General features: G+C 43.1%; 15 protein-coding genes. 12 read left to right on the top strand and 3 right to left on the bottom strand.

Annotation, left to right across the window (positions count from 1 at the left end; genetic code table 11):
• Positions 1-3: 3 nt before the first annotated feature.
• From K1F36_RS14120 to K1F36_RS14095, 6 genes are all read left to right on the top strand, one after another.
• Positions 4-1077, top strand: a complete 1074-nt coding sequence (locus tag K1F36_RS14120) for a sulfatase-like hydrolase/transferase (RefSeq protein WP_220114412.1) — start codon at positions 4-6, stop codon at positions 1075-1077.
• Positions 1078-1219: 142 nt separating this feature from the next.
• Positions 1220-1852: a Crp/Fnr family transcriptional regulator gene (locus tag K1F36_RS14115; protein WP_220114411.1), complete on the top strand. Its 633-nt coding sequence runs from the start codon at positions 1220-1222 to the stop codon at positions 1850-1852.
• Between the two features lie 63 nt (positions 1853-1915).
• Positions 1916-3649 (top strand): SulP family inorganic anion transporter, encoded by a 1734-nt coding sequence (locus K1F36_RS14110; RefSeq protein WP_220114410.1) that lies wholly within the window; start codon positions 1916-1918, stop codon positions 3647-3649.
• Between the two features lie 55 nt (positions 3650-3704).
• Entirely contained in the window at positions 3705-5120 is a 1416-nt protein-coding gene (locus K1F36_RS14105) for an MBL fold metallo-hydrolase (RefSeq protein ID WP_220114409.1), read from the top strand.
• A gap of 106 nt (positions 5121-5226) precedes the next feature.
• Positions 5227-5571 carry a rhodanese-like domain-containing protein gene (locus tag K1F36_RS14100; RefSeq protein ID WP_220114408.1) on the top strand — a complete coding sequence of 115 codons (345 nt, stop codon included), beginning with the start codon at positions 5227-5229 and terminating at the stop codon, positions 5569-5571.
• Positions 5572-5583: 12 nt separating this feature from the next.
• Positions 5584-5850: a heavy-metal-associated domain-containing protein gene (locus K1F36_RS14095; RefSeq protein WP_220114407.1), complete on the top strand. Its 267-nt coding sequence runs from the start codon at positions 5584-5586 to the stop codon at positions 5848-5850.
• A gap of 15 nt (positions 5851-5865) precedes the next feature.
• On the opposite strand, the gene K1F36_RS14090 is transcribed toward K1F36_RS14095, so the two are convergent.
• From K1F36_RS14090 to K1F36_RS14080, 3 genes are read right to left on the bottom strand one after another with little or no spacing between them, the layout of a single operon-like run.
• Positions 5866-6747 carry a sterol desaturase family protein gene (locus tag K1F36_RS14090; RefSeq protein ID WP_220114422.1) on the bottom strand — a complete coding sequence of 294 codons (882 nt, stop codon included), beginning with the start codon at positions 6745-6747 and terminating at the stop codon, positions 5866-5868.
• Positions 6748-6749: 2 nt separating this feature from the next.
• Positions 6750-7202 (bottom strand): monoheme cytochrome C, encoded by a 453-nt coding sequence (locus tag K1F36_RS14085; RefSeq protein ID WP_220114406.1) that lies wholly within the window; start codon positions 7200-7202, stop codon positions 6750-6752.
• A gap of 1 nt (position 7203) precedes the next feature.
• The gene (locus K1F36_RS14080; RefSeq protein ID WP_220114405.1) at positions 7204-8424 is read right to left on the bottom strand and encodes a sulfite oxidase; all 1221 of its coding nucleotides are present in this window, start codon (positions 8422-8424) and stop codon (positions 7204-7206) included.
• A gap of 178 nt (positions 8425-8602) precedes the next feature.
• On the opposite strand from K1F36_RS14080, the gene K1F36_RS14075 reads away from it, so the two are divergent.
• From K1F36_RS14075 to K1F36_RS20165, 6 genes are all read left to right on the top strand, one after another.
• Positions 8603-8809: a YgaP family membrane protein gene (locus tag K1F36_RS14075; RefSeq protein ID WP_220114404.1), complete on the top strand. Its 207-nt coding sequence runs from the start codon at positions 8603-8605 to the stop codon at positions 8807-8809.
• A gap of 269 nt (positions 8810-9078) precedes the next feature.
• On the top strand, positions 9079-9207 hold the full coding sequence (locus tag K1F36_RS20170) for a hypothetical protein (protein ID WP_258539076.1): 129 nt from the start codon (positions 9079-9081) through the stop codon (positions 9205-9207).
• A 129-nt stretch (positions 9208-9336) separates the two neighbouring features.
• Complete coding sequence (locus K1F36_RS14070; RefSeq protein WP_220114403.1) at positions 9337-10710, top strand: cytochrome ubiquinol oxidase subunit I; 1374 nt, start codon at positions 9337-9339, stop codon at positions 10708-10710.
• Between the two features lie 4 nt (positions 10711-10714).
• On the top strand, positions 10715-11752 hold the full coding sequence (gene cydB, locus K1F36_RS14065) for a cytochrome d ubiquinol oxidase subunit II (RefSeq protein WP_220114402.1): 1038 nt from the start codon (positions 10715-10717) through the stop codon (positions 11750-11752).
• A gap of 121 nt (positions 11753-11873) precedes the next feature.
• Positions 11874-13331, top strand: a complete 1458-nt coding sequence (locus tag K1F36_RS14060) for an NAD(P)/FAD-dependent oxidoreductase (protein WP_220114401.1) — start codon at positions 11874-11876, stop codon at positions 13329-13331.
• 6 nt (positions 13332-13337) lie between these two features.
• Positions 13338-13472 carry a hypothetical protein gene (locus tag K1F36_RS20165; protein WP_258539073.1) on the top strand — a complete coding sequence of 45 codons (135 nt, stop codon included), beginning with the start codon at positions 13338-13340 and terminating at the stop codon, positions 13470-13472.
• Positions 13473-13622: the final 150 nt, after the last annotated feature.

Raw genomic sequence — 13622 nt, 5'->3', positions numbered from 1 at the left:
AAAATGAAAAATAGAGTCTTGTTTTTGATGATTGCCACTGTGGCAATGTTCAGGGTAAATGCCCAAAATAACGATACCAAGATAATTTTGATAACGTTGGACGGTTTCCGTTGGCAGGAATTATTTACAGGAGCCGATTCCCTTTTGATTGGTAATAAGGATTATGTTCACGAACCCGAAATGTTGAAAAAAGCTTTCTGGAGAGACACCCCATCTGAAAGAAGAGAAGCGTTGTTGCCCTTTTTCTGGAGTCAAGTGGTAAAAATGGGCCAGATTCATGGAAATCGAAAGTTGGAAAGCAAAGTAGATTTGACCAATTCCATGTGGTTCTCTTACCCGGGTTACAACGAAATTTTGACAGGAACTGCAGATGATAAAAACATCCGAAGTAATGACAAAATACCGAACCCCAACACAACAGTTTTAGAGCTTTACAATAACGCCGCCGAAGGAAAGGGCAAAGTCGCTGCCTTTGGTAGTTGGGATGTGTTTCCATCCATCATAAATGAAGAGCGGTCAGGAGTTCCCGTCAATGCGGGTTTTGAGTCAGCTATTGGAAACCTGAATGAAAGGGAAAAGTTTCTCAACCAATTGCAGAACCAGATACCCAGTCCATGGGGCTCGGTCCGGTTGGATGCATTTACGCATCATTATGCTTTGGAGCACATGAAAAAGGAACATCCAAAATTGGTTTTCATTTCCTACGGAGAAACCGATGATTTTGCCCATGATGGGGATTATCAAGCCTATTTAAAATCGGCCCACAATACCGATGGGTTGATCAAGGAGGTATGGGAGTTTACCCAACAAGATGATTTTTATAAGGACCAGACCGTGTTTTTGATCACTACGGACCATGGGCGTGGAACAGAGCCCTTGGATACTTGGAGAAGCCATGGCAGCGACATCAATGGGGCAGGCTCCGTTTGGATGATTGCTTTTGGAAAGAATGTTGATTCCAAAGGAGAAGTAAAGGAGGAAGAACAATTATACTCCAACCAGATTGCACCGACCATTTTAAGGATATTGGGAATACCCTTTCCAAAGGAAATCGAGGGAAAACCCATGAAATTATAAGTTTAAGTTCGTTTGATTCAGTTTATTAGTTTGCGTAACCGCAGTAGACCCGTGCCATTGGTACGGGTCTTGTTTTTTGGTATCTCCCAAGAAGTTTCGTTTTTACTAAAATGGTTACCTTAGAGGAACGTATTTTTATCACATGAAAGAAGAGCTTTTAGCAACATTCAGCAACCATTTTGAACAGCCCCTTATCGATGAAATCCTAGAAGAAGGGAGATTAATGGAAGTTCCTGCGGGCGAGACCATAATGGACATTGGGCAGTACATCCGAAGTATACCCTTATTGTTGTCGGGAGCAATTAAAGTGCTTCGGGAGGATGAGGAGGGAGATGAACTACTGCTATACTATCTGGAACAAGGGGAAACCTGTTCGGTGACCATGGCCTGCTGTATGGGGCAGACCAAGAGCGAGATCAGGGCAATTACGGAAACCGATACTAGATTGGTCATGGTCCCTGTTCAAAAAATGGAAGAGTGGATGGGCAAGTACAAAGGTTGGCGAAACTATGTTTTCGAAAGTTATCAGAACCGCCTGAACGAGCTGCTACAGACCGTGGATAGCATTGCATTTAAAAACTTGGACCAAAGACTGGTTGATTATCTTAAAAAGAAGGTTGAGGTTACGAATGACAACCAAATAAGAAATACCCACCAAGAAATAGCATACGATCTCCATACTTCAAGAGTTGTGGTTTCCCGATTGCTAAAAAAACTGGAAAAAATGAAGAAGTTGGAACTGCATAGAAATTACATTCAAATTGTGAATCTCTAAGTTTGTGCCCTTTGTTACTGTGGATTGCCATTAGGCAACCTATTTTTGCATAAAACCAATTGCATGCTCAAAAGGATATTTCCTTTTTTATCATGGATTACCAACTATGATCGCTCAAAGTTAAATAGCGATTTAGTGGCAGGTCTTACAGTGGGAATCATGTTGATTCCTCAAGGTATGGCTTATGCCATGATTGCTGGAATGCCCCCTATTTATGGATTGTATGCTGCATTGGTGCCCCAACTTGTCTATGCCTTAATGGGAACTTCAAGGCAGTTGGCCGTTGGGCCCGTGGCCATGGATTCATTATTGGTGGCAGCAGGTGTAGGAGCCTTGAATTTAATCAACAAGGAGGACTATATCACAACGGTACTTTTCCTGACTTTGCTTATCGGGGGTCTGCAATTGCTTATGGGAATATTCAAAATGGGGTTTTTTGTCAATTTTTTGTCCAAACCGGTCATAAGCGGGTTTACATCGGCTGCGGCACTTCTTATAGGTTTTGGTCAATTGAACCATATTTTGGGAACCAACTTTGCACAGTCAGGAAGAATACATGAACTTTTAGCGAATATATTCCGAAGCTTGCCCTACATTCACTGGCCTACATTTGTTATGGGTTTGGGATCCATACTATTTATAGTTCTGTTGAACAGATTCAATAAAAAATTACCAGTGCCTCTGTTCTTGGTGGTATTGGGCATTTTGGCCGTGGTTATTTTCAGTCTTAATACGTTGGGAATCCATATTGTGGGAGATATCCCAAAGGGACTTCCCGGTTTTCAGGCCCCTGAGTTCCAGTGGGACAAGATGGGGCAACTTATGCCCATAGCCATAACCGTGGCCCTCTTCGGATTTATGGAATCCGTTTCCATAGCCAAAACGGTAGAGGAAAGGCATCCCGAGTATGAATTGGACCCCAACCAAGAACTCCGAGCATTGGGTATTGCCAATATTTTAGGTTCATTCTTCCAGTCCTTTTCGGTATCGGGAAGTTTTTCAAGAACCGCCGTGAACGACAAAGCAGGGGCAAAAACAGGAATGTCATTGATTTTTAGCACCCTGATTATTGCAGGGGTGTTACTTTTTCTTACCCCTTTGTTCTATAATCTTCCAGCAGTGGTGTTGGGGGCCATTATTATTGTTTCGGTATCGGGTCTCATCGATTTAAGATATCCGTGGGTACTTTGGAAAAATAGAAAGGATGAATTCCTGTTGTTGGTCGCCACTTTTTTGATGACACTGTTCATTGGGTTGATGGAGGGAATCCTTTTCGGGGTATTATTGTCCTTAATGTTGTTGGTCTACCGGATATCCAAGCCACATATGGCGGTATTGGGAAGAATCAAGGATACAAGCTATTTTAAAAATATAGATCGCTTTTCGGGCGATGTGGAGGTGGAAGCCGATAAACTGGTGATACGTTTCGATGCCCAATTATATTTCGGCAACAAGGATTATTTCAAAAAGCAACTATACCGGCAGATTGCAAAAAAAGGTCCGGTACTTAGGTATATCATTTTAAATGCCGAACCTATCAATTACATTGATAGCAGCGCCGCTTCCATGTTGGAGCGTATCATCTTGGATTTAAGGCACCGTGACATCCACTTTTTGATAGCAGCGGCCATAGGTCCAACAAGGGATATTTTGTACAGTAGCGGAATTGTGGATATCCTTGGGGAAGAGAACCTGTACGTACAAACAATCGATGCCGTGAACGGTTGTTCCGAACAGAGTGAAAGGAGCTTTATGCAGAAAAAAGTGTCCCTACAGTCCAAAAACAAGAGTTTGTAACTTTGGTGACTGAACTTACGGATGCAGAATACTATATTTGAAAAAACTGGAAAACATGAAAATAGAACAGATATATACAGGCTGTCTTGCACAAGGCGCCTACTACATAGAAAGCGCAGGAGAAGCGGCAATAATCGACCCGCTAAGGGAAATCGACCCCTATTTGAAAACAGCAAAGGAAAGTGGAGCAAAGATCAAATATATTTTTGAGACACACTTCCATGCCGATTTTGTAAGCGGCCACCTTACGTTATCCAAAGAAACCGGAGCGCCCATTGTATACGGTCCTACCGCTGAACCTTCATTTGAAGCTATTATTGCTAAAGATCAGCAGGAGTTTAAACTGGGTAAAATCACCATAGTGGCATTGCATACACCCGGTCACACCATGGAGAGCACTACCTATTTGTTGAGGGATGAAAATGGAAAGGACCATGCCATTTTTAGTGGGGACACCTTGTTCCTTGGAGATGTTGGCCGTCCGGATTTGGCCCAAAAAGCGGCCCATATGACCCAAGAAGAATTGGCAGGAACCTTGTTCGATAGTCTGCGCAACAAGATTATGCCATTGGCCGACGATGTTATTGTATATCCTGCCCACGGCGCTGGTTCCGCATGCGGAAAAAACATGATGAAGGAAACCGTGGACACCTTGGGCAACCAGAAAAAGATGAACTATGCCCTTAGGGCGGATATGACCCGTGATGAATTTATTGATGAAGTGACCGAAGGTCTTTTGCCACCACCACAATATTTCCCACTCAATGTAAAAATGAACAAAGAGGGTTACGAGGATATTGATAAAGTATTGGAAAGAGGCACCCAAGCCCTTGCCCCAGATGCCTTTGAAGCGGCCGCCAATGAAACAGGTGCCGTTGTACTCGATGTGCGCCATCAAGATGATTTTGCCAAAGGGCACGTGCCACGTTCCATATTTATTGGGCTGGACGGTAGTTTTGCCCCATGGGTGGGAGCATTGGTAGCCGATGTAAAGCAACCGATACTTTTGGTGACTCCCGAAGGTAGGGAGGAAGAAACCATCACTCGATTGTCTCGTGTTGGGTTTGACCATACCTTGGGCTTCTTAAAAGGCGGAATCGAGGCTTGGAAGGCAGCAGGAAAAGAAACGGATACCGTGGACAGCATCAATGCCGAAGAGCTTAAAGAATTAATAGAAGAAAAAGAGGAGGTTCCGGTATACGATGTCCGCAAGGAATCGGAATACCAAGCAGAGCACGTGGAAAATGCAAACTTGACCCCTTTGGATTACATCAACGACCACCTATCGGAATTTCCGGAAAAAGAAACCTTTTATGTTCATTGCGCAGGAGGATATCGTAGTATGATTGCCTCTTCCATCTTAAAAAGTAGAGGGATTCATAATTTAGTGGATGTAGCTGGTGGTTTTGCCGATATTAAAAAGGCTGGAATACCCGTTACGGACTATGTTTGCCCCACAACACTGAAATAAGTCCAAATCCCACTGGAAAATTGATTAAAAAGATGGGCTGTGTAACCGTGGTTACTGACAGCCATGGGTTGTATGAAGTACTTTGGTCTCACAAAACAATGAGACTATGTCAATACTCGGTTTTTTGTTCAAAGAACATAACCTTCCCGATGAAATCCAGATAATGGATCGGGAAGAATATAGAAAAGCCATATCCCGCGGAAAGGTGCAGTTGGTGGATGTGAGGACCAGGGCGGAGTTTGCTTCTGGCCACATCAATGGAGCCAAGAACATTGATTTTTTTCAAGGTTCCGCTTTCGAATCAGCATTTTCCAAGATGAAGAAAGATGCCCCGGTATTTATTTATTGCCAATCCGGAAACAGAAGCCAAAAGGCAGCCAAACGATTGGTAGAATTGGGCTTCGCCAAAGTGTGCGACCTTAGGGGAGGCTACAGAAACTGGTGCTATTAAATTCATGTTGCTGTGCAAACTACTTTTCAAGTACAAAACTTAAAATGCGGAGGTTGTGTAAAGAGCATCTCCAACAAACTTTCTGAGATAAAAGAAATTAAAAATGTGATTGTGGATAAGGAAAGCTCATCGGTTAGCTTTGATCATCAAAGCGCCGATGATGCTTCCTTGATTAAAGAAGCCCTTAAACGCATGGGCTATCCCACCATTGATGACGAAAATGGTTTTGGGGACAAGGCAAAATCGTTTGTAAGTTGCGCGAGTGGAAAGTTGGCTTAGGTAATTAGATGGAGATTACCCTTTATCTTTTTTTCTAAAACCGGATACTGATTGACCCCAGAATCTCTTCGGAAGTTTTTCATCACCGGGAAACCCCAACTCTATTTTACCGTCGCTTTCGGGAATATAATTTGTTCGGAATATATAATCCCAAAGACTCAGGCTAATTCCAAAATTCATTCCATAGCGATGCCCCTCGGGAAGATTATAGGCGTGGTGGTACAGGTGCATCACCGGATTGTTCAGTATATACTTTAAAGGACCATAGGTCAGTTTAATGTTCGAATGATTAAAGTGTCCAATGGCAATGGCAGCAAAATGGACAATGTAGGCTTGTTCGGGTTCAAACCCTCCGAGGACCATCAATCCCAAAGTTTTTAAGGGTTTGTAAAGAACATTTTCCATCCAATGGAAACGCATGTGGGCAGCGAAGCCCATTTCCTTCACGCTATGGTGTACTTTATGAAATTCCCAAAAAGCAGGGACCCTGTGCAATAGGATATGAGTGAACCATTGAACAAAATCGAGCACTACAAAAAACACAAGCAACTGAACCCATTGGGGCCAATTGGCAATATCCACAATGGCCAAAGATTTTGAAGTAATTCCGAAATCGTTAAAAAGTATCGTCAAAACTTTATAAACCCCGTTTATAATGATGGCGAATACAAAGAAATTGAAGAACATATAAAATATATCCAGCCAAAAGTCCTTTCTAAAAATGGATTGTTCCTTGCGCCATGGAAAGAGGATTTCCAGCCCCCATACCAAGAGTGAGATAAGAATCAAACCCCAAAAATAATTGGTGTACCAGGGAACATCAAAAATAATGGATCTCCAGGTCCATTGGACCATTCCTAAAAACCCGTTGACCAAAGCATCAATATATTTCATCACAGCTAGTTTAGCTCGTACCATTCAATATCCTCCAGATTTTGGCGGCGGCCTTTATCGGTAGGAGCATAGTTTTTGGCCAAATAGGTCAAAATCAATTCCTCATTAGCGCCCAAATCCCAAAGGTTCTGGGTTTCTTGCATCCATTCTATAGTAGCTTTCCACCCTTCCCTGCTCATTCGGTTTTGGGTGACCAATTTTGCGGAGTGACAGGCGGTACAATTTTGTATGGTCTCCTGCATTCCTCTATCATCAATAAAACCTGTGGCCACGTGGATACCGTTTTCTACTTTGTCGTAATCTTCAGAGGATACTTCCAAAGGAATTTCCGTTATTTCAGGTTTTGATTTGTGGTTTGCCCAATAGTATAAACCACCGAACAATACCAAGATCAAAATCAAAAAAGAAAGTAAGCTTTTGGAAAGTGAACGCACCTGCTTTTGAAACTCCTTGCCCATGTTACACAATTTTAACGGCTATACGATGGCAAGCATTGTTGAGATAGCCTTTTGGGTTCCACCCCGGAAGTACCATTGGTTGCGCTTTTCCGTTGGTGTCCGTAGCCCTTCCCCACACCTCGTAATAGCCCTTTTTGGGAAATGATACCGTTGCGTTGAAATGTTGCCAAGCCAAACGGTTTTTGGGTCTTTTAAGGGAACAGGTATGCCAAGTACTGCCAAAATCGATGGAATACTCCATTTTTGAAACCTCAAGTTCACCTGCCCACGCATGGCCATTGATGTTCAATGTTTGGCCCTGTTTGATCAGTGCTCCACTTTTTGGGTAGGTTATCAAGGACTTTACCGGCATGGACTCTATGATGCACATATCAGAATCTTCGACCTTGCTGCCCGGGGCAACAGTTTCGCAAGGGACACGGTACGAGGTGCCCCCCATTTTTTCACCATCGTGCACTTTATTTCTGATACTGATTCGATTGACCCATTTCCCCGACGTGGAGGCGGGCCACCCCCCACAGACCAATCGCAATGGAAAACCGTGTGCCAATGGAATATCCTCCCCGTTCATGGCAAAAGCGAGCAAGGTTTCATCTTGAAGTGCTTTCCAAATTGGAACGCCCCTGGAGATAGGTTCCTTATTTGGGTCGCCACTCAAATGGGTATCCGTGGCATGGTAGCCAATATAAACGGCGTCGGAATTGATTCCTGCATCTTCAAGGACATCGCGAAGCCTTACTCCGGTCCATTCGGCACAAGAAACCGCTCCGACAGTCCATTGATTGCCCTTTGCGGGTGGATTGAATTCACTTCGGCCATTTCCACCACATTCCAAAGTCAATTGATAGGTGTAGTGTTGGAACTTATCTTTTAAATCTGCCAGGGAATAGGTTTTTTTGTTTTTGACGGACTCACCATCTAAGGTCAATGTCCATTGGGAAGCTTCAATATTCTCAGGAATTCTTCCATTGTTGCGAACGAACATATATTTGTTGGGAGTAATGTCATCGTTCAACAAATGGGCCTGAGCCTCCATATTCCATGGTTTGTTGTTGAGCACAACCATTTCCTTGTCTTTGTGGAACATTTTAAAGGGATCGGGATCCTGTAGGCCTAGTGGTCGATATCCTTTTGGCATCCGATGGCCATATACGATCTCTAAACCCAATATACTGGCCACGGCCGCCAACGAAATTTTGTTTGTAAAACCTCTTCTGTTCATTCAGGTCAAAATTTAAATGTATCATAAAAATAAACAAAGCTATGTAACCAAGGTTACCGGACAATCCGTGATGAACCGTTACTTTTGAAGTAAATATTTGAAAATCAATAAGAGGCAAGGTGCAAGCTGATACGATTTTTGAAAATAAGTTGTATGCAACAATCATAAACTATCCATTATGAAAAAAAATATGGGCGGTGCAGACCGCACAATTCGGATTATCCTAGCACTTGGTGTAGGAGCATTGTACTATTTTAATGTAATAACAGGAACATTGGCCTATGTACTCTTGGCCTTTGCAGTGATATTTGTTTTGACAAGTTTTGTAAGTTTTTGTCCGTTGTACACCCTATTGGGAATCAATACCTGCAAGGTCAAGAACTAGGTTTTTTGGTTGTTTGATAAGAATGAGGCTGTCTAAAAAGTCAAGACAGCCTCTTTTTTATTCGGGTAGGTATCGGATAACTATTCTCAAATACGCAAATTATAGAGGGGTAGAAATGCTTTTTAGACGCCCCCTTTTTTGTTTTCAATAACACAGAATTGCATAGCGAGTGTTTAAAGTTCGGATGCTTGTCAAGGATTTATGAGCATTATCATGTTTTGGCTATTCCTTAGCAACTAAATTTGATTCAAACTTAAAACCAATACATCGTGAAATCATTAATAAATATTCCATTGGTATCATGGGAAAACGGCATCTGGATGATAGGCGTTTTTGCCCTAGTTGTCATTGTTCTTGTGATTGCAGTATTCGCCTTGATGAACAGCGGTAAGAAATAACACTGACCAAACATAAGAGAAATGGATTTAGCATAGCAGATCTTTTTATGTTAAATCCATTTCATTTGTAACATGGGTAACTTATAAAACGTGTTCCGCTCCTTATTTTTGAGGCACAAAACATTATTCATGGAAACCGAAATTCTTGCCCGGATTCAATTTGCGTTCACAGTAGCCTTTCATTATATCTATCCGCCTTTAAGTATAGGCATTGGTCTACTGCTGGTCATTTTTGAGAGCATTTATATCAGAACCAAAAACGAGACCTACCATAAGTTGGCTCGCTTCTGGACCAAAATTTTCGCCTTGACATTCGGTATTGGTGTTGTAACGGGCATTGTCATGGAGTTTGAGTTTGGTACCAACTGGGCAGTATATTCCCGATATGTAGGGGATGTGTTCGGTAGTGCCCTTGCTGCCGAAGGTATCTTTGCCTTTGCTTTGGAAAGTGGATTCTTGGGCGTTCTGTTGTTCGGTTGGAACAGGGTCAAGCCCTGGGTACATTTAGTGTCGACTATTGGAGTTTTTCTGGGTTCCATGTTCTCCGCCATTTGGATCGTTGTGGCCAATAGTTGGCAACAAACACCAGCGGGATTCCATATTGTGGGCGAAGGAATGGATGCCAGGGCCGAGATCACCGATTTTTGGGCCATGGTATTCAATCCCTCCAGTATGGATAGATTGACCCATGTTTGGCTCGGTGCATTTTTGGCAGGAGCTTTTCTGGTATTGAGTGTCCACGCCTACTATTTGATAAAAGGAAAATATGTGGAGGTTTCCAAGAAAGCATTTAAGATAGCCTTGGTGGTTGCCACCGTCTTTTCTTTGGGCCAATTGTTCACGGGACATCAATCAGCGGACGGAGTAGCGGAGAACCAACCGGCAAAACTAGCGGCACTCGAAGGCCATTTTGAAGCATCGGGACCCGCGGACATGTACATTTTGGGCTGGGTGGACAAGGAAAACCAAGAGGTATCCGGAATCAAGGTGCCAGGAGGATTGTCCTTTTTGGTGGAAGATGATTTTGATGCACCCATAACGGGCCTCAATGCCTTTCCCGAAGATGAACGCCCCTCACAGATAAACGCAGTGTTTCAATTTTATCACATCATGGTGGCCATAGGGATAGCCCTGATATTTTTGACCCTTTTTGCGTCATTTTTATGGTGGCGGGGGAAACTCTTCCATACAAAATGGCTGCTTTGGATTTTTGTATTTGCCGTATTTCTTCCGCAGATTGCCAATCAAGTGGGATGGTTTGCAGCCGAAATGGGCCGACAGCCATGGGTGGTCTACGGTCTTTTGAGGACCAATGAGGCATTTTCACAGGCCGTTTCTGATAATCAGATCATGTTCTCCCTGATTTTGTTCTTTTTGGTATATGCCCTGTTATTCGTATTGTTCATTTACTTATTGCACAAGAAAATCAAACATGGGCCTTTTGAAGAATCGGAATCGGACGACACCCCTTTTGGCGGAACACTAACTCATATGATGAACTAAGCTTATGGAAACGTTTTTAGGATTGGATTATCCCACTTGGTGGTTTTTGGTAGTAGGAGGACTTTTCTCAGGATATGCCATATTGGATGGTTTTGATTTTGGAGCAGGGGCATGGCATCTCTTTCTAAAGAAAGAGAACAGCCGTAGAATTGCATTGAATGCCGTTGGCCCGGTTTGGGATGGGAATGAGGTTTGGTTGGTCATTGGTGGAGGAGCACTTTTTGCTGGTTTTCCGGTAATGTATGCCACGATGTTCTCGTCTTTATATATCCCCTTTATGTTGTTTTTGTTGTTCATCATTTTTAGGGCCATTTCCATAGAGTTTAGGGGTAAGGAAGCCATGTTGTGGTGGCGCAGGCTCTGGGATGTTTGCTACAGTATTTCAAGTATAATGCTCGCTTTTTTATTGGGTGTTGTGCTGGGCAATGTATTGCAAGGAATAGCCATTGGCGAAAACTACCAGTATCAAGGAGGTGTGCTTTTTGAATTTTTGAACCCCTATGCCTTGATGACGGGCTTTACCACATTGTTCTTGTTTATGACGCATGGTGCCATATTTCTTTTACTGAAAACCGAAGGGCGATTGTTTGCCAAACTGACTAGGTTGTTAAAACGTGGAATGATATTGTTCATACTAAGTTTTTCGATAACCACACTGTATACCTTGATCTATATTCCCCATCTGTCCGATGATTTTAAAAGTAACCCGGTTTTGTTCGTGGTGCCTTTGCTCACGTTTCTCAGTATTGCCAATGTGCCCCGTTTGGCCGAAAAGCGCAAATACAAATGGGCGTTTCTGTTCTCCTCGTTGACCATAGCATTTTTATTGGTCTTGGTAGCGGTTGAGCTGTATCCTGTTTTGCTCAGCTCCAGCATAGATCCAAAGTATAATATTGACATTTACAATGCGGCATCCTCCACAAAATCCTTGCAGATTATGCTGACCATAGTGGCTATAGGCACACCTTTGGTGCTTTTCTACACCATATTCGTGTACAGGACCTTTTGGGGAAAGGTTAAATTGGACGAGACCAGTTATTGATTGTAGATTTTTTGTTCCAATTGAAGAAAAGGGCACCAAACGCGGTGCTCTTTTTTTTTGTGTGACCTAGGTCACTTTCTATGTGGTTGAGGGCGAGTAAATTTGGGTAAATAGTTCAAAAATGTCCAAAATAGTCGTATTGGGAGCTGGTATTGCAGGTCATGTGGCAGCCTCCCATTTAAGAAGAAAGCTCTCCAAAGAGCATGAGGTTGTGGTGGTGTCCCCCAATGGAAACTACCAATGGGTGCCGTCCAATATTTGGGTCGGGATCGGTAGAATGAAGCCAAAGGATATCCTATTCCCATTGGCGCCCCTGTACGCCAAAAAGCATATTGATTATAAACAGGCCAAAGCGGTCAGTTTTCATCCCGAAGGCGATTCGAAAGAAATCAAACCCTATATACTGGCTGAATATGTTACGGGCGATGAAAAAGGAACACGGGAGAAGGTAACCTACGATTACCTGATCAATGCCACGGGACCCAAACTCAATTTTGAAGCCACGGAAGGGTTGTCTCCGGGCAAAAACAAAACCCACTCTGTTTGCACCTACACCCACGCCCAAGAAGCTTGGATCGCACTGGAAGGGCTCATCAAGCAAATGAAAGCGGGCAAAAAAACGAAAATATTGATTGGTACGGGACATGCGAAATCCACCTGTCAAGGAGCCGCCTTCGAGTATATTTTGAATGTTGAGCAAGAGCTCCGAAAGCACAAAGTGAGGGATATGGCCAAAATCACTTGGATTTCCAATGAATACAATCTCGGCGATTTTGGTATGGACGGTATGCTGATGAGCTATGGAAGCAACATCATGAAATCCAACGAAATGGTGGAAATGATCTTTGAAGACAGAGGAATTCAATGGATTTTGGAAGCTGGAGTCAGTAAAGTAGAGGACGGAGTGGTCCATTACGAGACCTTGGATGGAGAATATAAAAAGAAAAAGTACGACTTTGCGATGCTGATACCTTCGTTTTCGGGCCACGGTTTTAAAGCTTACGATAAAGAGGGAGGAGATATTACCGATAAACTCTTTAGAGGATTTATGATCGTGGATGCCGATTACACCCCCAAGCCCTATGAGGAATGGAGTGTTCAGGATTGGCCGGAAACGTATCAAAACCCATCGTACGCCAATATTTTTGCTCCCGGTATTGCTTTTGCACCACCCCACAGCATTTCCAAACCCAGGAAGAGCAAAAACGGAACGGATATTACCCCTGCTCCGCCAAGAACGGGTATGCCATCGGGAATCACTGCCAAACTGGTAGCCGATAACATTATTGGGATGATCAAGCATTCCAATAATGAGCTCCATCACAAAGGATCTATGGGAAATATGGGCGCAGCGTGTATTGCCTCCGCAGGTTTTGGTACGACCACGGGAAGCGGTGTGAGCATCACTACCTATCCCATTGTTCCCGATTACAATAAATATCCCGATACCCAAGGAAGAAAATTGGGTAAAACCTTTGGCACAATCGGTCTTGCAGGTCACTGGTTGAAGTTGGCACTGCATTACGCCTTTATTTATAAAGCAAAAATGAAACCCTTTTGGTGGTTAATCCCAGAATAGAAAGTTATGACACGAAGAATCTCAAAATACAAACGATTTACGATGATGAACCCCATTATCCAGTTCTTTAAGTTCATTTATTTGAGCATTAAGGTACTGATCGTGGTGGCAGGCGGGCACGGTGGAACCCGAAATGTTTAGTCACTTACTTCCATTATCGTGGAACACCTCAATACAGGCTTGCTTTGTTTGGATGTCTTCGTATTGAGGTGTTTTTTTTGAAATTTTCTCGGTAACCCAGGTTACTGTGTAGGTGCCCTGCCAAATCTACTTTTGCTTCAAACTAAATAA

Source organism: Flagellimonas abyssi (assembly GCF_019457905.1).
Taxonomy (GTDB): Bacteria; Bacteroidota; Bacteroidia; order Flavobacteriales; family Flavobacteriaceae; genus Flagellimonas; species Flagellimonas abyssi.
The sequence above is the reverse complement of the archived record's forward strand: the minus strand, read 5'-3'. Positions and strand labels throughout refer to the sequence as shown.

What these genes read in the sequence shown, in the direction of transcription:
- K1F36_RS14070 (WP_220114403.1), top strand. Translation starts at nt 9,337, where the DNA reads ATGGAAACCGAAATTCTTGCCCGGATTCAATTTGCGTTCACAGTAGCC.
- K1F36_RS14105 (WP_220114409.1), top strand. Translation starts at nt 3,705, where the DNA reads ATGAAAATAGAACAGATATATACAGGCTGTCTTGCACAAGGCGCCTAC.
- K1F36_RS14080 (WP_220114405.1), bottom strand. Translation starts at nt 8,424, where the DNA reads ATGAACAGAAGAGGTTTTACAAACAAAATTTCGTTGGCGGCCGTGGCC.
- K1F36_RS14100 (WP_220114408.1), top strand. Translation starts at nt 5,227, where the DNA reads ATGTCAATACTCGGTTTTTTGTTCAAAGAACATAACCTTCCCGATGAA.
- K1F36_RS14115 (WP_220114411.1), top strand. Translation starts at nt 1,220, where the DNA reads ATGAAAGAAGAGCTTTTAGCAACATTCAGCAACCATTTTGAACAGCCC.
- K1F36_RS14085 (WP_220114406.1), bottom strand. Translation starts at nt 7,202, where the DNA reads ATGGGCAAGGAGTTTCAAAAGCAGGTGCGTTCACTTTCCAAAAGCTTA.
- K1F36_RS14110 (WP_220114410.1), top strand. Translation starts at nt 1,916, where the DNA reads ATGCTCAAAAGGATATTTCCTTTTTTATCATGGATTACCAACTATGAT.
- cydB (WP_220114402.1), top strand. Translation starts at nt 10,715, where the DNA reads ATGGAAACGTTTTTAGGATTGGATTATCCCACTTGGTGGTTTTTGGTA.
- K1F36_RS14060 (WP_220114401.1), top strand. Translation starts at nt 11,874, where the DNA reads ATGTCCAAAATAGTCGTATTGGGAGCTGGTATTGCAGGTCATGTGGCA.
- K1F36_RS14120 (WP_220114412.1), top strand. Translation starts at nt 4, where the DNA reads ATGAAAAATAGAGTCTTGTTTTTGATGATTGCCACTGTGGCAATGTTC.
- K1F36_RS20165 (WP_258539073.1), top strand. Translation starts at nt 13,338, where the DNA reads ATGACACGAAGAATCTCAAAATACAAACGATTTACGATGATGAACCCC.
- K1F36_RS14075 (WP_220114404.1), top strand. Translation starts at nt 8,603, where the DNA reads ATGAAAAAAAATATGGGCGGTGCAGACCGCACAATTCGGATTATCCTA.